Annotated in this window: 20 protein-coding genes and 1 other RNA gene; 7 read left to right on the forward strand and 14 right to left on the reverse strand. The window is 50.5% G+C overall.

The genetic code is table 11. The features are described from left to right. Positions 1 to 96 precede the first annotated feature (96 nt). Positions 97 to 1,020: a carbon-nitrogen hydrolase family protein gene (locus KDN34_RS13365; protein ID WP_212594217.1), complete on the reverse strand. Its 924-nt coding sequence runs from the start codon at positions 1,018 to 1,020 to the stop codon at positions 97 to 99. A gap of 85 nt (positions 1,021 to 1,105) precedes the next feature. Here KDN34_RS13365 and KDN34_RS13370 point away from each other — a divergent pair, with 85 nt between their 5' ends. Both KDN34_RS13370 and KDN34_RS13375 read left to right on the forward strand, forming a co-directional pair. After that, on the forward strand, positions 1,106 to 2,050 hold the full coding sequence (locus tag KDN34_RS13370; protein WP_212594218.1) for a LysR family transcriptional regulator: 945 nt from the start codon (positions 1,106 to 1,108) through the stop codon (positions 2,048 to 2,050). Positions 2,051 to 2,648: 598 nt separating this feature from the next. Next, the gene (locus KDN34_RS13375; protein WP_212594219.1) at positions 2,649 to 3,380 is read left to right on the forward strand and encodes a DUF4197 domain-containing protein; all 732 of its coding nucleotides are present in this window, start codon (positions 2,649 to 2,651) and stop codon (positions 3,378 to 3,380) included. Between the two features lie 173 nt (positions 3,381 to 3,553). On the opposite strand, the gene gcvP is transcribed toward KDN34_RS13375, so the two are convergent. The 6 genes from gcvP to KDN34_RS13405 form a co-directional block, all read right to left on the reverse strand. Next, on the reverse strand, positions 3,554 to 6,442 hold the full coding sequence (gene gcvP, locus KDN34_RS13380) for an aminomethyl-transferring glycine dehydrogenase (protein ID WP_212594220.1): 2,889 nt from the start codon (positions 6,440 to 6,442) through the stop codon (positions 3,554 to 3,556). A 110-nt stretch (positions 6,443 to 6,552) separates the two neighbouring features. After that, entirely contained in the window at positions 6,553 to 6,942 is a 390-nt protein-coding gene (gcvH, locus tag KDN34_RS13385) for a glycine cleavage system protein GcvH (protein WP_212594221.1), read from the reverse strand. A gap of 23 nt (positions 6,943 to 6,965) precedes the next feature. Beyond that, positions 6,966 to 8,060, reverse strand: coding sequence for a glycine cleavage system aminomethyltransferase GcvT (gene gcvT / locus KDN34_RS13390; protein WP_212594222.1), 1,095 nt, complete (start codon positions 8,058 to 8,060; stop codon positions 6,966 to 6,968). A gap of 240 nt (positions 8,061 to 8,300) precedes the next feature. After that, positions 8,301 to 9,524 carry an FAD-dependent oxidoreductase gene (locus tag KDN34_RS13395; protein ID WP_212596660.1) on the reverse strand — a complete coding sequence of 408 codons (1,224 nt, stop codon included), beginning with the start codon at positions 9,522 to 9,524 and terminating at the stop codon, positions 8,301 to 8,303. After that, on the reverse strand, positions 9,524 to 10,768 hold the full coding sequence (ubiH, locus tag KDN34_RS13400; RefSeq protein ID WP_212594223.1) for a 2-octaprenyl-6-methoxyphenyl hydroxylase: 1,245 nt from the start codon (positions 10,766 to 10,768) through the stop codon (positions 9,524 to 9,526). The genes KDN34_RS13395 and ubiH overlap by 1 nt, the downstream gene beginning before the upstream one ends. A 34-nt stretch (positions 10,769 to 10,802) precedes the next feature. After that, positions 10,803 to 11,378 carry a UPF0149 family protein gene (locus tag KDN34_RS13405; RefSeq protein WP_212594224.1) on the reverse strand — a complete coding sequence of 192 codons (576 nt, stop codon included), beginning with the start codon at positions 11,376 to 11,378 and terminating at the stop codon, positions 10,803 to 10,805. A gap of 226 nt (positions 11,379 to 11,604) precedes the next feature. Between KDN34_RS13405 and KDN34_RS13410 the strand changes: the two genes are divergently transcribed. The 4 genes from KDN34_RS13410 (at position 11,605) to sodC (ending at position 13,451) form a co-directional block, all read left to right on the forward strand. After that, entirely contained in the window at positions 11,605 to 11,913 is a 309-nt protein-coding gene (locus KDN34_RS13410) for a cell division protein ZapA (RefSeq protein WP_212594225.1), read from the forward strand. Between the two features lie 32 nt (positions 11,914 to 11,945). After that, a non-coding RNA gene (ssrS, locus tag KDN34_RS13415) (6S RNA) lies at positions 11,946 to 12,128 on the forward strand. 16 nt (positions 12,129 to 12,144) lie between these two features. Further along, the gene (locus KDN34_RS13420; protein WP_212594226.1) at positions 12,145 to 12,804 is read left to right on the forward strand and encodes a 5-formyltetrahydrofolate cyclo-ligase; all 660 of its coding nucleotides are present in this window, start codon (positions 12,145 to 12,147) and stop codon (positions 12,802 to 12,804) included. 119 nt (positions 12,805 to 12,923) lie between these two features. Next, positions 12,924 to 13,451 carry a superoxide dismutase family protein gene (gene sodC / locus KDN34_RS13425; RefSeq protein WP_212594227.1) on the forward strand — a complete coding sequence of 176 codons (528 nt, stop codon included), beginning with the start codon at positions 12,924 to 12,926 and terminating at the stop codon, positions 13,449 to 13,451. Between the two features lie 60 nt (positions 13,452 to 13,511). Here the strand turns inward: sodC and KDN34_RS13430 are convergent, their stop codons facing one another. Then, the gene (locus tag KDN34_RS13430) at positions 13,512 to 14,462 is read right to left on the reverse strand and encodes a DUF808 domain-containing protein (protein ID WP_212594228.1); all 951 of its coding nucleotides are present in this window, start codon (positions 14,460 to 14,462) and stop codon (positions 13,512 to 13,514) included. Between the two features lie 169 nt (positions 14,463 to 14,631). On the opposite strand from KDN34_RS13430, the gene rpiA reads away from it, so the two are divergent. After that, positions 14,632 to 15,288, forward strand: coding sequence for a ribose-5-phosphate isomerase RpiA (gene rpiA / locus KDN34_RS13435; RefSeq protein ID WP_212594229.1), 657 nt, complete (start codon positions 14,632 to 14,634; stop codon positions 15,286 to 15,288). An 85-nt stretch (positions 15,289 to 15,373) separates the two neighbouring features. On the opposite strand, the gene KDN34_RS13440 is transcribed toward rpiA, so the two are convergent. The 6 genes from KDN34_RS13440 to brnQ form a co-directional block, all read right to left on the reverse strand. After that, positions 15,374 to 15,685 carry a cupin domain-containing protein gene (locus KDN34_RS13440; RefSeq protein WP_212594230.1) on the reverse strand — a complete coding sequence of 104 codons (312 nt, stop codon included), beginning with the start codon at positions 15,683 to 15,685 and terminating at the stop codon, positions 15,374 to 15,376. Continuing rightward, a complete protein-coding gene (locus KDN34_RS13445) occupies positions 15,682 to 16,227 on the reverse strand; it encodes a putative periplasmic lipoprotein (RefSeq protein WP_212594231.1) in 546 nt (181 codons plus the stop codon). The genes KDN34_RS13440 and KDN34_RS13445 overlap by 4 nt, the downstream gene beginning before the upstream one ends. 206 nt (positions 16,228 to 16,433) lie before the next feature. Then, entirely contained in the window at positions 16,434 to 18,158 is a 1,725-nt protein-coding gene (recJ, locus tag KDN34_RS13450; protein WP_212594232.1) for a single-stranded-DNA-specific exonuclease RecJ, read from the reverse strand. Positions 18,159 to 18,246: 88 nt separating this feature from the next. Continuing rightward, positions 18,247 to 18,963 (reverse strand): bifunctional protein-disulfide isomerase/oxidoreductase DsbC, encoded by a 717-nt coding sequence (dsbC, locus tag KDN34_RS13455; RefSeq protein WP_212594233.1) that lies wholly within the window; start codon positions 18,961 to 18,963, stop codon positions 18,247 to 18,249. Positions 18,964 to 19,060: 97 nt separating this feature from the next. Continuing rightward, on the reverse strand, positions 19,061 to 19,969 hold the full coding sequence (xerD, locus tag KDN34_RS13460; protein ID WP_212594234.1) for a site-specific tyrosine recombinase XerD: 909 nt from the start codon (positions 19,967 to 19,969) through the stop codon (positions 19,061 to 19,063). A gap of 65 nt (positions 19,970 to 20,034) precedes the next feature. After that, a complete protein-coding gene (gene brnQ / locus KDN34_RS13465) occupies positions 20,035 to 21,429 on the reverse strand; it encodes a branched-chain amino acid transport system II carrier protein (RefSeq protein ID WP_212594235.1) in 1,395 nt (464 codons plus the stop codon). Positions 21,430 to 21,646 lie beyond the last annotated feature (217 nt).

The following is a 21,646-nucleotide window of genomic DNA, read 5'->3' on the forward strand; positions in this document are numbered from 1 at the left end:
TGAGCGCAATGTATTGCCCGAATTCATTATAAAATGGTCGCTAATTTATTGATTAAATACCATTAGCGACCTTTTCAGACAGTGATCAGCCGTGACTCATGATTTTAGGGTTACGCTCTTTTTTGCAGTGACATCCACTTGTAACGAGAACACATCAGGCCGCGCATAGTGCCCCACTACATCAAAATCGTAGCGAGACTTAGTGATTTGCGACATATCAATCTCCACCGACAATAGCCCTTCTTCCCCATACATTGGTCCCGCCAAGATGTTGCCAAGTGGGTCAACAATCATGCTTCCGCCTTTTATAAAGGGACGACTGGGATCCCAGCCCTCAGCAGAGCGGCCGGTTTGCTCTGGTGAACCTTGAACCTGAACGGCACTAATCACAAAACAACGCCCTTCGTGGGCGATATGACGCATACTGCATTGCCAAATTTCACGCTCGTCTACCGTTGGTGCACACCAAATATCAATTCCCTGAGCGTACATTGCCATACGCAATAATGGCATATGGTTTTCCCAGCAAATAGCACTACCAATCTTAGCAAACCCGGTATCCACCGTTGATAACATCGAACCATCGCCTTGCCCCCAAATCAAACGCTCGGTGCCTGTTGGCATGAGTTTACGATGTTTGCCCACTAATCCATGGCTGGGAGTAATATGGAGAGAAGTGCAGTATAAGGTTGACCCTGCTCGCTCAATCACACCGATAACAATAGAACATTGTGTGCGTTGCGAAAGCGCGACGAGTTCATCGGTTTCCTCTCCAGGAACAGTGACCGCATTGTCGTAATAGCGCTCATAAGCTTCACGCCCGGCATCAAGACGATAACCTAAATATGTCCCAAAGGTCTCGCCCTTAGGATATCCCCCAAGCAATGCTTCCGGCATTACCACAAGTTCTGATTTAGATTGGATAATTTCGTTTTCGTAAGATAGGATCGACTGCAAAGTCTCTTGCTTCCCCGACTCCTTTGCGCCAATCTGCAGTGCTGAAACAATATGTTTAGTCATAGAACGATTCTCGACAGATAGTTGATGTCTGCATAGACTCAGCGATACACGCTGGAGAGGGAATAGCGATTGGTTTCTATCGAGTATGAATAAAAATGATAATGGCCACTTCGACTTAAATCTGCTTAAAGTCTTTGTGGCGCTATACGAAGAAGGCAGTGCCAGCCGCGCAGCGGTGAGGCTCGCCGTCACTCAATCTGCGGTCAGTGCTGCACTAAAGAGATTGAGAATAATCTACGATGATCAATTGTTTATCCGTAATAGCCAGGGCCTGCAACCTACCAGCAAAGCACATGCGATTAAACCGATTATCGCGGATTCATTGGATAACTTTGTTTCAACGTTAAATCATTTATCCGATAGCCAACTCAAGTATGCGAACCAATCAATTATGATAGGTTTGTCTGATGATTTTGAATTATTCATCGGTTCGACGCTGGCGGAAAAAATTAAATCCAAGTTTCCACGACTAAAGGTCGTGTTCCGGCAGACCAACAGTCAGAAAGTGGTCAATGCCCTCGTGGAGCGCGAAATCGATATCGCAATCACCTCCACTTACTTACGTTCCTCCACAATACAAAGCGATCTGATGAAATATGGCAATTATTCATGTCTTATCAGTCGCGATTTCGTGCTCCCGGAAACCGAGAAGACGCTCAACCTTGAAACCTATTTAGCGTCTGACCACGTTCTTGTTTCGGGCGATGGTCTAACAGGCTCTGTCGATGAGTTGCTTTCCAGAAACGGGCAAAAACGCAATGTGGCCATGGCAACCACTCATTTTTCTGCCTTACCATTTTTACTACAAGGCCCCAAAACACTAGCGACGATCCCCAGCCACGCAGCGCAGGCGATCAGTCAGGTGTGCGGATTGGTTAACCTGCCATGCCCGCTCAAGTTTGATGATTATCCTGTCTCAGTCAGCTGGCATAAAATACGTGCCAAAGACAGCCTAATTCTGGAAATCATCACCTTGGTCAAAGAATGCTTTAGTGAGTCGAATTTGCAGCAACATTTTGATGTGAATTGAATTCTTTGACAAAAGCTTGCTAGAACTCAGGCGGCATAAGACAGATTTCAGACGAACAAAATTAGGGGACGAAACTGATAGTGTTAACGAGTCCGGCAGCCGTCATGGTTTTGTGACCGGCACTTTTACGACAACACCCGGCACCACCTCTATGGTTGCATTGAAGGTCGAGAGTCTTGAATTCAGCGATGGTTTTACATTTGTTACAAAGCGAATCGTTTCCACTTGAGGTTAATGTTACTCAGCGGTAAATTATCGGCGCAATTAATCATCTTCTTTCGTATTTCAAATCTAACAGCCTCTTTCGCGGGAATGTATCATGATGCGCGGTAATTATCGTGTAGTCTGGTTCGGTAAAATCTTGGTGCCAAGCCAAAGTGTTATTTATCGACGCCTGCGATTATTAACGACAATGCGTCCTCTATTCATCAGTAACGCTTGGCACAAGAGTCTTGAAATCACCTGAGTAATCTCTCCTGTAAATAGACGTTTTTAGCGAAATCGCTTGAGTCGTCAACGCTCGTCAAAACTAGCGCTTTCGACGCAACCGCAGATTTTACTGCGGTATTTTTAGTGTTTATTGGGTTATGGGATTTCTATGTTTGGTAAAATTGTGGTGATGTCTTTATCACTAGTTGTCTGCGCCTGTACTTCGATGGTAGATGACTTAGAAAATCGTGTGCAGCAAAAACTTCAGCAAATGCTGGCGGAAAAATTTGCAGAACGGCTAACGGATGGCATTGATGTAGTTGTCAGCGAATTAGCGAAAAGCGGTGGTTATCTCAATGATCCATTAGTACGCATTTTGCTACCGCCCCCGCTAGGGATTATTGCGGGAGTGGCCAGTGAACTTCAGAAAAATCCTGACGCGGATTTATTACAAACGCTGATGAATCAGGCGGCCGAGCATGCGATCCCTGTGGCCGGCCCAATATTAAAAAATCTTATCACCCATATGGATGAACCCACTTTAGAAGGGGTTCTTCATGCTGGTAACCAAGGTGCAAGTCAATACTTGAAACAACATGCGGGTGACATGGTGCAGACAGCGTTATTGCCAGCCATCACAGCAGAACTCAATGCAAATGGCGCAGTAGAGCTTTACGGAAAGTTGTTGGACATTAAAAGCAAGGCCGATAGCATTACCGCAACCGCAAACGATGTACAACAGACGCTGGAGACTGCCCAGCAACTGCAAGCAGAGCCTGAAAATATAGCCAAAGAACAACTTGCACAGTATGTCGCTGAGCAGGCTATGGGAGGGATGTTCCGTAAGATTGCTCAGCAGGAACTCAGTATTCGCCAAAATCTACAACAGCCTATGCTGTGATCACACATAGAGCCTGAGCACGCTATGACTTCACCATCGCGAACTTACCGATAGTACATGGCCTGCATTCGAGGTGTGAACGCCGCCGAACTAAAGTTACCCGACAGCCAACATTAAAAAAGCGAGCCATTAGGCTCGCTTTTTCATCAGATAATTACTGATAGCACCGGCTATTACAGGTACTCAGACATAGGAACACAAGCGCAGAACAGATTACGGTCGCCATACACGTCATCAATACGATTAACGGTAGGCCAGAACTTGTTGGCACGCACGGCGTCACATGGGAACACTGCCAGCTCACGGCTGTAAGGCCGTTCATCAAAGGCTGGGTCCATGATATCGGCCAGGGTGTGCGGAGCGTTGTGCAGCGGGTTATTATCCGCTGGCCAGTCACCGGCTTCCACTTTGGCGATTTCGCTACGGATAGCCACCATAGCATTGATAAAGCGATCCAGTTCCACTTTTGATTCGGACTCAGTCGGCTCGATCATCAGGGTGCCAGCTACCGGGAAGCTCATGGTCGGCGCATGGAAACCATAGTCATTCAGACGTTTGGCAATATCCATTTCAGTCACACCGGAAGCTTCCTTGAGAGGACGCAGATCGATGATACATTCGTGTGCCACGCGATCATTACGGCCACGGTACAGCACTGGATAATGTTCAGACAGCTTCTTCGCCAGATAGTTAGCGTTCAGCATGGCATTCTGCGTGGATAACCGCAGTCCTTTAGCACCCAACAGTTTGATGTACATCCAGCTGATGGGCAGGATGCCAGCGCTACCGTATTGAGCGGCCGCAACGGCCCCGTTGTTGTCACTGGCTTTACCCAATTTCACTACGCTGTGACCAGCGACGAACGGTGCCAGATGTGCTTTGACACCGATAGGGCCCATACCTGGACCACCACCGCCATGCGGGATAGCAAAGGTTTTATGCAGGTTGAGGTGTGACACGTCAGCGCCAATAAATCCGGGTGAGGTAATCCCCACCTGTGCGTTCATATTGGCACCGTCGAGGTACACCTGACCACCGTGCTGATGGATGACATCGCAGATATCGCGAATAGTTTCTTCATACACACCGTGAGTCGATGGGTAAGTGATCATGATGCAGGACAGATTCGCTGCCATATCACTGGCTTTGGCGCGCAGATCATCCATATCCACGTTACCCAATTTGTCACATTCCACGACCACGACCTGCATGCCCGCCATGTGGGCGGATGCGGGGTTGGTACCATGAGCCGACTGTGGGATCAGACACACGTTCCGGTGTGCATCGCCACGAGATTGGTGATAGCGGCGAATTGCCAGCAGACCTGCGTATTCGCCTTGGGCACCCGAGTTTGGCTGCATACATACCGCATCATACCCGGTGATTTCTACCAGCCAGTCACTCAGATTCTGGACCAGTTCATGATAACCCTCGGCCTGATCCTGCGGGCAGAATGGATGCAGGTTAGCAAATTCCGGCCAGCTGATCGGTTGCATTTCCACTGCGGCGTTGAGCTTCATGGTGCAAGAACCAAGGGAAATCATCGAATGGTTCAACGCCAGATCTTTGTTTTCCAGGTGCTTGATATAACGCATCATCTCGGTTTCGCTGTGATAGCGATTAAACACCGGGTGACTGAGGATGGCATCATCACTCAGCAGTGCCGCAGGAATCGAGTTGCTGCCAGCTGCCACAATTGCGGCATCTAGTGCGGTGATATCCAGCCCATGAGCCGCACCGAGGATGATATCAAACAGTGTAGCGACATCGGCGCGAGTGGTCGTTTCATCTAGGCTCACACCCAGTGCACCATCAGCGTCGATACGCAGGTTGCTTTGTGCCGCCAGCGCCCGAGCCACAACCGCCTCTTTGTCAGCCACGCGGAAAGTCAGGGTATCGAACCAGGTGTTGTTCAGCAGTGATACGCCTTTCGCTTTCAATCCGGCAGCCAGAATATCGGTCAGACGGTGAATACGGTTAGCGATGGTTTTCAAGCCATCCGGACCATGGTACACAGCGTAAAAAGATGCCATGTTCGCCAGCAGGATCTGTGCAGTACAGATATTGGAATTGGCTTTTTCACGGCGAATATGCTGTTCACGGGTCTGCATCGCCATACGCAATGCTACATTGCCACGAGTATCTTTGGATACGCCGATGATACGGCCAGGCATAGAGCGTTTGTGTTCGTCTTTAGTGACAAAATACGCGGCGTGTGGACCACCATAACCCATCGGTACACCAAAGCGTTGGGTGTTACCAAAGGCAATATCTGCGCCCATGCTGCCAGGAGACTTCAGCAGTACCAGCGACATAATGTCGGCAGCGACGGTAACGACGGCTTTCTGTTCGTGCAGTTTGGCAAACAGCTCGGTGTAATCACGAATAGCACCCTGTTTGTTGCTGTACTGAAACAGTGCACCAAAAATTTCGTGGTTGACGGCTTCATCAGCCGGGCCGACCAGCACTTCAAAACCAAAACATTCGGCACGGGTTTTCACCACGTCGATAGTCTGTGGAAATACATCATCCGCCACATAGAAGATATTGGCTTTTTTGGCTTTGGACACACGTTTAGCCATTGCCATGGCTTCGGCAGCGGCGGTGGCTTCATCCAGCAGAGAGGCTGATGCCAGATCCAGGCCGGTTAAATCCATCGACAGTTGCTGGAAGTTAAGGATAGCTTCCAGACGACCCTGGGCAATTTCAGGCTGATAAGGCGTGTAAGCGGTGTACCAGCCGGGATTCTCCAGCACATTGCGCTGGATAACTGCCGGTACCTCAGTACCGTAATAGCCCATTCCGATATAACTTTTGAAAACTTTGTTCTTGGCGGCAATCTGCTTGATGGACTCAGTCCCGGTGGCTTCGCCACAGGAGTCATCAAGTGCCAGTTCCCGATTCAGACGAATCGACCCCGGAACTATCTGCGCGGTCAAATCGTCCAGAGATTCGGCACCGACATAATCCAGCATCTGCTGTTGCTGGGTCTCATCGGAGCCAATATGGCGGCGGATAAAGAGATCGTGCTGCTCTAGCTGAGTGAGGGTTTGCTTGGTCATGATTAACCTTAGTTTCTGTAATCGCCGATATGCAGCCGTAGGGTGGCGCTGTATCGGTCTCTTTTTAAAACGCACGAAGCCCTGTTAAAGGGCTTCGTTGACAGCAACGATTATTCTTCGTCGATGACAGCCTGATAGGCTTCTGCGTCCAACAGGTTGTCCAGTTCGGACTCATCTGAAGGCTTAATGCGGAAGAACCAGCCATCACCGTAAGCATCGCTGTTAACCAGTTCAGGGCTGTCTTCCAGCGCTTCGTTAACCGCAATCACTTCACCTGACAGCGGCGCGTAGATGTCAGATGCGGCTTTTACAGATTCAGCCACGGCGCAATCATCTCCGGCGTCCAGGCTGTCACCCACGTCTGGCAGTTCTACAAATACCATATCGCCCAGCAGTTCCTGTGCGTGTTCAGTGATACCGATGGTGTAGCTGCCATCAGCTTCCTGGCGTACCCACTCGTGAGAGGATGTGTACAGTAATTCGTTAGGAATATCGCTCATTCTTATTGTTCCTTTCCCGTGTTTCAGAATGCTTGTTTGCCGTTGCGCACAAAGCTGGGCGCAATCACTTTGACTGCTACGCGTTTCTTGCGCATTTCCACCTCGGCCGACTCCCCGATTGAAGCGGGAACCCGTGCCATTGCAATAGAATAGCCTAATGTGGGCGAGAAGGAACCACTGGTGATCACGCCCTGCTGCTCGTTGCCTTCAGCATCGGTGAAGAACACCGGCATGTCGTGACGCAGTACGCCCTTTTCTTCCATCACCAGACCCACCAATTTATCGCTGCCCTGTGCTTTTATAGCCGTCAATGCAGCGCGACCAATAAAGTCACGGTCTGTAGGTTCCCAGGCGATGGTCCAGCCCATATTGGCGGCCAGCGGATTAATGGTTTCGTCCATATCCTGACCGTAAAGATTCATCCCGGCTTCCAGACGCAGAGTATCTCGCGCACCCAGACCACAAGGTGCAACTCCGGCATCCTTCAATGCCTGCCACAATGCTTCGGCTTCACTTTCCGGTACCATGATTTCATAACCAGCTTCACCGGTATAACCGGTGGTGGCGATAAACAGGCTTTCCGCCTGAACGCCAAAGAAAGGTTTCATGCCTTCAACCGCCGATTTTTGGACATCACTGAAAACCGTGGCCGCTTTGGCTTTGGCATTCGGCCCTTGCACGGCAATCATCGCTAGCTGTGGCTGCTCGGTGATGGCAACCGCGAAGGCTTTGGCCTGGGCATTAATCCATGCCAGGTCTTTTTCACGAGTAGCGGAGTTCACCACCACTCGATAATAGGTGTCGCTCAGGTAATAAGTGATCAGGTCATCAATCACCCCGGCCTGTTCGTTCAGCATGCCGCTGTACAAGGCTTTACCAGGTTGTTTCAGTTTGGCCACATCATTGGCCAGCAAATAACGCAAAAAGTCACGGGCACCATTGCCAGTTACGTCTACCACAGTCATGTGGGAAACATCGAACATACCAGCGTCTTTACGAACAGCATGGTGTTCTTCAATCTGGGAACCATAGTGCAGAGGCATGTCCCAACCGTGAAAATCAACCATCTTGGCATTGCTTTCAAGATGCTTGTTAAAGAGTACAGTTTTATTAGCCATTGTTATCCCTTTCTGTCGGGGCCTTCAGGTATTTATCACACCTGACATCAGTTTGAAGTGCCGGAAAAGTATACCCCGCGTAATAAACATGTATACATGGGAAATTTCTAATCCGAAAGTTTCGGATTAGTTTTTTTAATCAAAATGCTGAATTTAATTCACGGTAAATTTGTGGCTGAAAAACAAAAAGCCCGGAAAAATCACGATTTCCGGGCTTTTTTAAGGAGTTACTGAAAAATTTCAGCGGGCGTTATCTACTCGACAAAGCGGTGGTAAGTTGAATTTTTGTCCCATGGCCTGTTGCATGAACACAGTTTTCACAGGAGCAGCACTATTCACGAGGTTAAGACCAATATCGCGCAGCGCCTTCTTAAGTGGATGACTGCCACTGAACAGCTGTTTCAGACCTTCCATCGCGCCAATCATCTGCATGGCATCGGCTTTACGCCAACGCTCCAACGGTCGCAGATTTTCATAAGCACCGATATCTTTCCCCGCGTCATGCAGCTTAGTAATGGTATCGATAATAGCGGCAGCATCGAGGAAACCCAGATTCACCCCCTGCCCCGCCAACGGGTGAATGGTGTGCGCCGCATCGCCAGCCAGTATGAGTCGATGCCGTGCAAAATGTCGCGAATAACGCATCCGCAGCGGAAAGCTCTGCCGCTCACTGGCAAGTTCACACAGACCCAATTTACCGTCAAAGGCGACGGTCAAGCGTTGACCGAACTGCGCTGGCGTTAACGCCAACAATTCGCTGACTTGCTCGGGCGGCAGTGACCACACAATAGAGCATAAATGTTCATCATAGAGTGGCAAAAACGCCAGCGGGCCATCGGCTGAGAATACCTGCCGCGCACAATGGCCATGAGGTAATTGGGTCCGGATGGTAGCCACAAGGGCATGATGATCATAATCCCAGAAAGTCTGAGGGATCTGGCACTGCTGCCGTACCCAAGAGTTGGCACCATCAGCCGCAACCACTAGCGTGGCCGAGAGACTGTCACCATTTTCTAATGTCAGCCAGGCTTCACGCTCGCCAAATGCCAGTCGTTGCAGACGGGTATTTTCCAGCAGCGTCAGCGTGTCCAACTCGGCGGCACGCTGCGCCAGAGCATAATGGATGGCATCGTTCTCGATAATAGCACCCAGGCTGTCAGCACTGAGCTGTTCCGCATCAAACTGAATTTGCCCTATGCCATCTTTGTCCCACACTTCCATCTGGCTGTATGGTGCCAGACGCGCGGTCGGCAAGTTACTCCAGGCGCCCAGATGCTCCAGTAATACCCGGCTGGCCTGATTAATGGCACTGACTCGCAACTTAGGCTCGCCACTGACCGCTGAGGCTGCCGAGGCATCTATCACTAACACAGATAATCCATCTTCGGCCAAACCGCACGCCGTCGCCAGCCCCACCATGCCACCACCGACAATAGCAACATCATAGCTTTGCGATTTAAACATCATCGGCTCCTTGCTAAAGCGTTACAGGTATCGCGGCCATGCCACCCCATCGCCCGATGTGCCACCGGCACCTTCAATGGCGGTATCCAAGACAGCAGCCGCAGCCCCAGATTGCGTCCGACCACCAGCGGCCAGTATTGGTTGGAGAAACCACGCACCAGGAATTCGATACTGTTGATAGTCTGTCGCCGATCAGTTTCACGACAGGCCAGATAATCATGAATAACCGATACACTGCCAACATCACCGTATTGTTGCAGCACTGGTTTCAGCACTGCCAGCAAACCGCTGATATCCCGGAGTCCAAGGTTAAAACCCTGACCGGCTATTGGATGCAGCGTCTGCGCCGCATTGCCCAGGTATACGGTGCGATGAAATGCTGGCCGTGACATATAACTCAGTGCCAATGGGTAACTGTAACGGCTACCGACAGCAGTAAATTGTCCGGCGCGGTTGCCAAATGCCTGCTGCAGCGCCTCGAGAAAGTCGCTATCCGTCAAGGTCAAGCGTTCGGTAATGGCAGCTTCTGGCATTGCCCATACCAGCGACAAGCGCGGTTTGCCATTGCTGTCAGCCATCGGCAATAAGGCAATCGGGCCGTGTTCGGTGAAGCGTTCCCAGGCCATGCCCTGATGTGGCCGATTGCTGGCAACATTGGCGATGATGGCACTTTGCCCAAACGCACTGATTTGCTGTGGTTGCTGCTGCAGTTGCCGCACCTTGGAGTTGGCACCATCGGCCGCTACCAACAACTTACAGTAGATTTTGTTACCGTTATTCAGTGTCAGCGTATGCCCCTGCACTTCGCTGTCGATACTGGCAAGCTGTGACGGACAAAAAACGGCAATATCGGTTTTCGCCAGCGCGGCAAACAGCACCTGTCCGACGCGTTCCAGTTCAACCACTTCACCCAAGGCATCAAGGTCAAAACTGCTGCTGTTAATTTCGGTCATACCAAAATGTCCACGATCGGACACATGGATATCACGGATAGGAGTACCGAGATTGGCCAGTTTCGGCCAGATGCCCATCTGCTGCAAAGCATGCCGGGAACCATGCGCGACGGCGATGGCGCGGGCATCAAAGCCGGACTGCCCTTGCCCAGGTTCATGGGCTTCAATCAAGGCTAGTTTTAGTGGCCGCTGCAGGGTTCGGCTCAAATTGCTCAATGCCAACGCCAACGAGGCGCCCACCATAGCGCCGCCGACAATGGCAATATCAACTTCAGTGGATTGCGGATTCATTCATCCCTCACTGGGCTGCCGCTAGCAGCCAGTATTAATGCAGAATACCTTTGTCCTGAGATTCAGCGTCTGATTGCTGATGTAATACAAATTCGGAATAACACAGGATGGCTGACATGCGTACAAATTCCAGCAACTCCTGGAAGGCCTGCTCACATTCATCATCTTCGCTGACATTAAGATCGACCTGAGTGATTTCGGCTAAATCTTTAATCACCTCACGCACATCTTCGGATGCCTGATTTAGTGCTGGCTGAGCGATGGCAATGCCGGTAAGAAAACTCTGAGTCCACAGAGACAAGGCTTCCAGGCGCGTCGCCAGGGCCTCTTCCTCTTCCGGCAACAGCAGGGTAAACCCAAATTCAGCATCTTGCAGACGATTAACGGTATCCTGCGCTAATTCCTGAATTAACCCGGTCAACTCTTGAGGCAGCGGCTGCCCATCGTTCATCAGCTCGAGTAAGGGCTGATGCCAGTCCTCTGACTGCACAGCGCCGCCACAGATAACACCCACCAGCGCACCGTGGACCTCGACCGGGTGTTGTCCGATCTCCGCACTGTCCAGCGCCGCCTGCAGACTGTCAATTCGCAATGAAGGGGGAGTAGCCATAACCAAATTGTCCAATAGATAAATACCTTGCCATGCTAACAGAACTGCAACTTAGCACCAAGTAGCGTGGGGAAATCTGCGGTCATTGACCGGTTTTGTGACGACTGTTCAGGGAATCAGCAATCGCGCCACAAAGGCAGCAAACTGTAGCCAGGGCAACTTGCACTTTACAGACGAGGCTTATATAGTCCGCCTCAAGAGCCGTCTAAAAGGAAACGTGCGTAACATGAGTAACTGTGCCGTAGATATCGCCCTGTTGGGACGCACATACTCTATCGCCTGCCCGAAAGGACAAGAGCAAGCGTTGCAGGAAGTTGCCCGTAAACTGGAGCAGCAACTGGCACAGATCAAAGCGCGGACACCGACGCTCAGCCGAGAAGATATGGTGTTGATGGCGGCGCTCAACATAGGTCATGAACTCTATGTCGAGCAGCGAAAAAATCAGGATTACATGCAACAGATGGATGAACGCATTCGGCTGTTGCAACACACTCTTGAGCAAGCGCTGGTTGAGCGCAGCAACAGAGAAGACTAAACTAGGATTAAGGGCAAACGCCCACCCGAATTTGCTCCCTGGGGTGTACGATAGTCGGTAATGTCCCTGTGCCGATATTTTTGAAAATAGGGCTACTTTCTTACTGACATTGCGCATGCTCGGCTTGACCGAGAAGCCTTAGGAGGTAACCAGCAGCCCGCCTTGAACTGTTAGGTTCAAGGGCTTACACCGACACCGGCATCGCCGGGGAGCATCCTAAATTTGGCGCCTATGACCCTTTTGCAAGCGGCAACGTCTCCCAACCACCATGCGCAGCGTAATGACCTATGGTCAGCGCGTGATGAGGCTTGCCTGCTGCTCAGACGCCAGATCCGTAAACAGCGCCGCGAACTGTCTGAGGCATTTCAGCAACAAGCCGCTTCCGCTGCGCAAGCGCGACTGGTTGCGCTGTTAGAGCAGTTGCAGACGACCGGACAAAAAATCAACACACTATCGCTGTATTTCAGTTGCGATGGTGAACTTAATACCCGCCCATTATTTGAAACTTTATGGCAGCGCGATATCCAGACCTGTTTGCCCGTATTACACCCCTTCACCCCCGGTAATCTGCTGTTTCTGCATTACCACGCCGATTCACCGATGACGTTTAATCGCTTTGGTATTCCCGAGCCTAAGCTGGAAACTCGCAGAATTGTACTGCCGGCACAATTGGATCTAATCCTTACACCATTGGTGGCGTTTGACGCTCAAGGTAATCGCATGGGCATGGGCGGTGGCTATTATGATCGCACCTTGGCCAATCCGCAGGTAACAGCACTGGCAGTTGGATACGCCCATGACTGTCAACAAGCAGAAAGCCTGCCGTTAGCCCCATGGGACAAACCGCTCCCGGTCATCATCACGCCTTCCCAAACCCTCGACAATCGCTAGTCCACTTTTGATTAATTGCTGAACCGCGTATTTAAGGATAAGCTGAAAAAGTGTCACAGATCACATTCTTGCCTATTATTTGACTGTGATTAAATCATTAACCAATGGAGAGGTTTTTTATGATCAAAAAAGCAATTGTTACCTTCGGTCTGGCATCACTGCTCTGTTCCGCTGCAACGATGGCGGCAGAAGCTGAAGTCAGCGTGTCCCTGCTCTCCGATAAAGGTGATACCCCCGTAGGTACGGTAACCCTGAGCGACTCTGCATATGGGCTGGTACTGACACCGAATCTGCACGGACTAACACCCGGGGTACATGGTTTCCATATTCATGCCAACGGCAGCTGTGGCCCGGCAACCAAAGATGGCAAAACTGTCCTGGGTGGCGCGGCTGGCGGTCACTTTGATCCGGATAAAACCGGTAAACATGGCTATCCATGGACAGACGGCAATCACAAAGGCGATTTACCACCGCTCTTTGTGACCGACGATGGCAATGCAATTGTGCCAGTGCTGGCGCCTCGCTTGAAAGTCGCCGACGTTAAAGGTCATGCGTTGATGATCCACGCGGGTGGAGACAACTTCTCCGACATGCCGAAAGCGTTGGGTGGCGGCGGGGCTCGTATGGCCTGCGGCGTAATCGAGTAACATCGACTGCGCATAAAAAGACGCTGCATTGGCAGCGTTTTTTATGCGCTATCTGAGGAATTATTTAGCACGAAACTTTGCTCGTATCCGGCTTAGCAAGGTTATCACGATCAACCCTATGGCCCCCGCGATCAGGCCATAGATAATCTGTAGCAACAATGGCAACAGATGCGATAATAGACTGCCGACGTTGGCAATTTCAGCAGCGGCTTCTGCCAGGTGATGTTCCAATGCCGCCAATGGCGCAATGCCGTGAGCCAGGATGCCGCCCCCCACCAAAAACATTGCAATGGTGCCAATAACCGTCAACAACTTCATCAGCTTTGGTGCGGCACTCACCAAAGTCACCCCCACACGCCGTAACAGCGACCTAAAGGCTGAATGCCCTTTGCGACGACTGAGATAAAGCCCTACATCATCTAACTTAACAATGGCAGCGACGACCCCATACACTCCCGCCGTCATCACGACCGCAATAACTACCAGCGTCGCCAGTTGGGTAAAAAACACTTTATCGGCCACGATGCCCAGTGTCAGTACGATGATCTCCGCAGACAGCACAAAATCAGTACGGATTGCCCCTTTCACTTTTCGCGCTTCCCATGCCTGCAGATCTTTAATCTGTTCCAGCGCTTTGGCTGCCTTGGCTTCTTCGTCCGCACCGCTTTCAGCCGGATGTGTCAGCTTATGCCAGACCTTTTCAAAGCCCTCAAAGCTTAGAAACAAGCCCCCTAGCATCAACAATGGCAAAATTAACCAAGGCACTACGGCACTGATAAGCAGTGCTGCGGGAACCAGAATAGCCTTATTACGCAACGACCCTTTAGCGACAGCCCACACCACGGGTAATTCGCGATCAGCACTAAATCCGGTCACCTGTTGTGCGTTGAGCGCTAAATCATCACTCAGCATCCCAGCGGTTTTCTTGGCAGCAACTTTACTCATCACCGCCACGTCGTCAAGAATAGTGGCAATATCATCCAGCAGTGTCAGTAGTGTTGCACCAGCCATGTCAGCTCCCTGTTGGCGTTGTTTTTTATCAAAATAATCAGCTCATGTTACCCAAGGGCGGTTTGCAAATCAGTAAAAATCAGTATTAACGCGCAAAAGCTTCCGCAAAGCCGCGACAGACAGTTTATAATGGCGTCAGCAACATTCCCCTTTCAAATGGACTTTACACATGACCCAAGATGAACTTAAAAAAGCGGTCGGCTGGGCTGCGCTCAAATATGTCGAACCCGACAGCATTGTCGGTGTGGGCACCGGTTCTACCGTTAACCACTTTATCGATGCTCTGGCGACCATGAAAGCTGATATTGAAGGTGCGGTCTCCAGCTCTGAAGCTTCTGCTGCACGTCTGAAAGCGGCTGGTATCCCCGTGTTTGATCTGAATTCTGTCGATTCACTATCGGTTTATGTCGATGGTGCCGATGAGATCAACGGTCACAACGAAATGATCAAAGGCGGTGGCGCCGCATTGACCCGCGAAAAAATCGTTGCAGCAGTAGCGAAGAAGTTCGTGTGTATTGTCGATGAAAGCAAGCAGGTAGATATTCTAGGCGCGTTCCCATTACCGGTAGAAGTGATCCCGATGGCACGTTCCTATGTGGCGCGTGAACTGGTAAAACTGGGGGGAGATCCGGTATATCGCGAAGGGGTGATCACCGATAACGGTAATGTCATTCTGGATGTGTATAACCTGAAGATCCTTGATCCGAAGACACTGGAAAAGCAGATCAATAATATTGTCGGAGTGGTCACTGTCGGTCTGTTTGCCGCCCGGGGCGCAGACACGGTACTGGTAGGCACACAAAGTGGTGTTGTGACTAAAAACTAACCCACTACACTTTCGCACCGCATAGCAAAACAGCCACAATTTGTGGCTGTTTTTGTTGCAACACGACTCTGATAGTGGCGGCTGATTAGCGATAAAACACGGCCAGCCAGACAGTTAACTGTTCAGGCTCAGTCCAGCTAACGCGGTGACGACAATGCGCAGGAATATCCAGACTGTCACCACGGTTGAGAACCACTTCAGTGCCATCTTGATACTGAATGCGTCCAGCCCCTTGCAGCACCAGCACCCATTCATGTTCATCCTGATCGTACCACTGTCCTGTTGGCGTCACTTGCCCCTGTGACAAAATGCGCTCAATCCGTAAATTTGGACGCTGTAATATTGCATCAAACTGTTCGTTCAGCAGTTGCCCAGGGAGCCCGGCAAACAGGTTCACCGCAGCATCTCGGAACTACCAGAGGCCAGATCTGACTTGCTGATATCCATCACCCGATTATCAATCATCGTGATATAGCCGTTATCCGGATCCAGCATTAACTTCACGCTATATTTAAAAGGCCGCGGCTGAGTGTGTTCATCAAATACAACGTCCACATCGCAGTTATATTTGCTGCCTTTAAGCAATTCCTGCTGTAATTTGGCGAAACTTTGCTGGGCCTGAGGAGACAGCTCATATTGATAACGGGCACGTACCTCAGTCGTAAAAATCCAGCTTTTACGGATCGGCAGGATCTCTTTAGAGACCAGCTTCAACGGAAACTCCAGATGTTGTACCCCTTCAGCAGCTCGTACCTGAGCTTTTAATGTGATGTCCTTTAATTTTACGAAATCATCTACCACCAAACGGGCCCGGATCTGACTGGGATCCAGCGCGGCAAAATCCTGTTCATCAAAAGTGGCAAAATGGGTCAGGGTTGAAAAAGGAACGGCGGAACAGCCGGACAATAACAGCACAAACATCACAAGCAAATACTTCATTAACTTTAATCTCCTCGCAACGATCCGTCTTGGGATCGCACGGTCAACTCGCCCCTGAGACAATACACAGGATCTTGCGTGCGTTGTAAAGACGTAAACAAATTATTTACATGTTTTCTGTACTGTGAGGAATTATTGCTGAATTTTGTGGTCTCAGTCCGATTAACACGGTTAAAAAAGCGTCTTTATTGATCCGGATTAAATTTTTACAGCGGTTCCAACTGTTCGACTAACAACTGCAGCGAGATATTGCCCCGAAACTCATTGACATCGAGCTTATAAAGCAAGTGCACATGTTGAATTGTGGCATCAGGCCAGACGTTCAAATCGACGTTAAATGCAATTGCATCAGCCATCACCGAACCACACTCAGACTCCAACACCAGCTTGAGGTGTTTTTCGCCCACTAAGCGTTGCTGCAGAATCCGAAAATTACCGTCAAAAGTAGGTTCCGGAAATGCCTGTCCCCAAGGTCCGGCATCGCGCAGTAGCTGGGCAGTATCGAGCGTGAAATACTCAGTTGGTAATTCACCATCCGACCACAATTGCCCTTGCAGATCTTCCGCTGCCAGCAGTTCATGGACGGTAGCATCAAACGCATTGGCAAAATCACTGAACGCATGCTTGGGCAGCGTCATCCCCGCCGCCATCGCGTGACCACCAAATTTGATGATCATGCCTGGATGACGACTATTGATCAGTTCAAGCAAGTCACGCATATGCAGGCCGTTGATCGATCTCGCCGACCCCTTTATTTCGCTGTCTGAGGCTTCAGCAAACGCGATAACCGGCCGGTGATATCGGTCCTTGATGCGCGAGGCCAGAATGCCGATAACCCCTTGATGCCAATCCGGTTGATAAAGCGCAATCCCCCAGGGCAACTGCTGTTCCGCGAAATCCAGCGTACGTATATATTGCAGTGCTTCTTGTTGCATGCCGGCTTCCAGCTCGCGGCGTTCGGCGTTAAGACCATCCAGTTCAGCAGCCATCCGTCGTGCCTGATACAAGTCGTCACACAATAGCGTTTCTACACCGAGCGCCATGTCATCGAGGCGTCCGGCGGCGTTCAGTCTGGGGCCAACAGCAAAACCAAAATCTGCCGCCACTAATCGTTGTGGCTCGCGCCGAGCCACTTCCAGTAAGGCAGTGATCCCGGGACGACACTGCCCCGCGCGCACGCGTTTTATACCCGCTTCAACCATAATGCGATTATTGGTATCCAGAGCCACCACATCGGCAACAGTCCCCAGAGCGACCAGATCCAACAGTTGTCCAAGATTTGGAATTGCTAGACCGTTTGCGGCGAAATAGTCGCGGCCGCGAAGTTCTGCCCGCAGCGCCGTCATCAGATAGAAGGCCACCCCAACGCCCGCAATCGATTTGGAGGCGAACGTGCAACCGGGTTGATTAGGGTTAACGATGGCATCGGCATCGGGTAATTGCCGCCCAGGCAGATGATGGTCGGTGATAATCACGGTCATACCGGCTGCTTTTGCCGCGGCTACGCCGTCAATGGATGAAATACCGTTATCCACCGTCACTAGCACTTGTGCGTGCTGACGCGCAGCGACTGCAACGATCTCGGGGCTCAAGCCATAACCATAATCAAAACGATTGGGGATCAGAAAACTGCACCGCTGAGCGCCCATCATACGTAACGCTAATAAACAGACACTGGTAGACGTCGCACCGTCAGCATCGAAATCGCCCACAATCACGACATGTTGCTGTTGTATTATGGCCCCCGCTAACAGCGTTGCCGCCTGCGACAACCCCAGCATGGTTTCGGGGCGTAACATGCGGGTCAGCGTCAACTCACAATCGTCAGCCGCCAGCCCGCGACTGGCGTAAATCTGCTTGAGTAATGGAGGTAAATGGGCGGGTAAATGGCTGTCATCCACCCTCGGACGACGTACAATTTTCTGATTCACTGCGACTTCGCTGTCTTAAAAATGCTGCTGGCACGATAACAAAAAGGCGAGCATTTGGCTCGCCTTTTTGAGGGTATTCGCACGGTTGTTAGTGCATCTCGATACTTTGCAACAACTGCTTTGGCGGCAGGTAACCCGGCACCATAGTACCATCACTGAGGATCATGGATGGGGTGCCATTCACGCCCATCTGCTCGCCCAGTTGATACTGGCTAGCGATATCGGCATCGCATTTGGCAAGCAGCACCTTTTTGCCAACTTCGGCATCATTCATCGCTTGTTTCGGATCTTTAGAACACCATACCGATTCCATCTCATCAGCAACTGCGGAAGGTACGCCCTGACGTGGATAAGCCAGATAGCGGATGGTAATGCCTAAGTCGTTATACTGCTCCATTTGGCTATGCAGCTTACGGCAATAACCACAAGTGACATCAGTAAATACGGTTACCACATGCTTTTCATTCTTGGCTTTGTAAACCAGCATCTTGCTCTCAAACGGCTTCAACATCTCCAACCGTGGGCCAGCCATTGCCGCTTCGGTGAGATCTTCCATGTCGTTGTTCACATCGTAGATATTGCCATGAAACAATTTGCTGCCATCTTCGGTTACGTACAGTACGCCGTGACTGGTAATGGCCTGTAGCAGACCAGGAATGGGTGCCGCTGAAAGTGACTGGATCTTGATCCCCAGCACTTTAGTTAATCGTTGTTTTAATTGCGCGTTCTGATCAGAGGAAGCGGCATGCACTAAGGGCGTAACGGCTAACGCCAAACACAGTGTAAGAGTACGGGTTAACTTCATGGAAATTCCTTGGTTAGGGTCTGCATAACAGCTGATATCAATTCAGACCTGTTCAGAAGTTGAAAGTTACAGCCAAGTGCCTAAGAAAGCAAATCCATTACCCCCGTGGGTGATGCGCAGCATGCAAGGCTTGCAAACGGGCATTGGCTACATGGGTATAAATCTGCGTGGTTGATAGAGAGCTATGCCCTAACAGCAGTTGAACCACCCTTAAATCAGCGCCATGATTGAGTAAATGTGTTGCAAATGCGTGGCGCAGCGTATGAGGAGACAAGGCTTTGCTGATCCCTGCACGCTGTGCATACAATTTAATGCGATACCAGAAGGTTTGACGAGTCATCATGCGCCCCCGACTTGACGGAAACACCACATCACTTTGCCCGTACTCCAGCAGCGCTGGCCGATTTTCACGTAAATAACGCTCCACCTCAGTGATCGCCAGCTCGCCCATTGGTACTAAGCGCTCCTTACCGCCTTTACCGGTGATCCGCACCAGTCCCTGACGTAAACTCACCTGCTCCAGAGTCAGGCCCACCAGTTCACTCACCCGTAATCCGGTGGCATACAGCAACTCCAGCATCGCCTTATCTCGCCCTTCTACGGTATCGGCAGCGTCAGGCTCAGCCAGCAGCGCATCGACATCGGCTTCACTCAGTGTATCCGGTAATTTTCGCGGTAATTTGGGGGAAGCGATCAACGCCAGCGGATCTTCACTGATCAATTGACGCGTCAGCAGAAAGCCATAAAAACGTCTGAGACTACTGAGTAGGCGGGCACTGGAAGTACTGGCGACCCCCTGGTCGAAACGCAAGCCAAGGTAATCTTGAATGGCCTCGCGCCCAACATATGGCAAGGACAGCTGCCGTAGTTGCAGATACTGATCAAAGTGCTGCAGATCGCTGCGATAAGCGCTAAGGGTATTATCACTGAGTCCCTTCACGGACCATAAATCATCCAGAAAAGCTTCAATCAGCGGTTCTGGACGATAGCATTGCGCAAGCGCCATGAATTCATAAATCCTCTATGCAGTAACGGCTTACAGCATAACGCCGCTACCGCACAGATGCCATATCAGGCAGCAATCGGCGCTTTCTTACCGACGAAGAAACAGGCAACCACAACAATCATGGTGGGAACCAGCCATGCCATTCCCTGATCATACAGCGGCATTTTAGAGAGCACCGGCGAGACATTTTCAACGAAATGGACCAATGCGGTAGTCACCGCGCTTTCAGATTTGACATCGAAAGATGCTAATGAGGCCGCGGCGACTTTCAAACCATCAAAAATACCGAAGAACAGCGCGACAGTTAATGCGGCGCGATGTGCCAGACGAGGATTACGGAACCAATTATGCACAAAGGTTACCAGTACCAGTGCAATCGCCACTGGATACACCATCATCAACACTGGAATACTGATGGAGATTAATTGACTCAGTCCGACGTTAGCCACAACCGCACAGACCACACTCAGCAACACCACCAACATCCGATAGGTCACCCCGGGGATCATCGTGCCGAAAAAATCGGAACAGGCACTGACCAACCCGACCGCAGTGGTCAGGCATGCCAGACTCACTACCACAGACAGTGCGATAGTACCAGCATAACCAAATTGATGAGTGACGTAGTTCGTCAGGATCTGCCCACCATTCGCAGTACCTTTTGCCAAATCACCCGCGGTAGCCCCCAGAATAAACAGCGAAACGTAGACAAACGCCAATCCTGCGGCGGCAATAAAGGCGGCACGCACCAGATACTTGGTTTGCAATGTGGTGTCATGAATATCTTTTTGTCGAAGCAGATCAATAATTAACACCCCAAACATCAGCGACGCTAAGGTATCCATAGTGTTATAGCCTTCGACAATACCTTTACTCAGCGGATGAGCCAGATAATCACCAGTGGCCTCTGGCATTGGATTACCGATAAAACTGACAACCGACAAAGCCAACGCAATCAGTAGCAGAATGAGGATAGGCGTCAGCACCTTGCCCACACTGTCCATCAATCGCCCCGGGAAAGCGGCCAGCAGCATGACGACGGTGAAAAATCCAGCGGTGAAATAGAGTTGCGCTTTGTTAAGAACCAGCCCGGCAATAGTGATAGTGCTGTCCACATCCGATAGAAATGGCCGTGCGCCAATTTCAAATGCCACCAGACTGGTGCGCGGGGCAGCGAATGCGGGGCCGATAATGATATATATTGCTGAGGCAAATATCGTAGCCGCAGTAGCGGGCAACATATGCATCACCTGCCCTTTCGCCTTCGCAACGGCAATCAGTCCTGCAAGTGGTAAGCCAACTGCCGTGATCAAAAATCCCAGCATGGCGGTGTAACTATGATCCCCCGCCTGATAGCCAGCGAATGGTGGGAAAATCAGGTTACCTGCCCCTAAAAAGAAAGCAAAGGTCATAAAACCTAAGCCCAGGGTATCACCGACGGTCAATTGTTTATCTTGCACAATCTGCCTCTGTACTTATTATATTTTTATTTAACTTTATGATTATAAAGGGTATTACATCAGTTACAGCGAGTATCCATCATGGGTTCAGAAAAATTGTGCAGTATCTGTGCTTGTAGTCATCATCATCTAAAAAGCGACAGCAAATGCCTGATTTCTTCTGTATCTGATGCTGCATTTTTTACCTATAGGTGTTTTCGGCTTCCACTATTACCAA

This window comes from Shewanella yunxiaonensis, assembly GCF_018223345.1.
GTDB lineage: Bacteria > Pseudomonadota > Gammaproteobacteria > Enterobacterales > Shewanellaceae > Shewanella > Shewanella yunxiaonensis.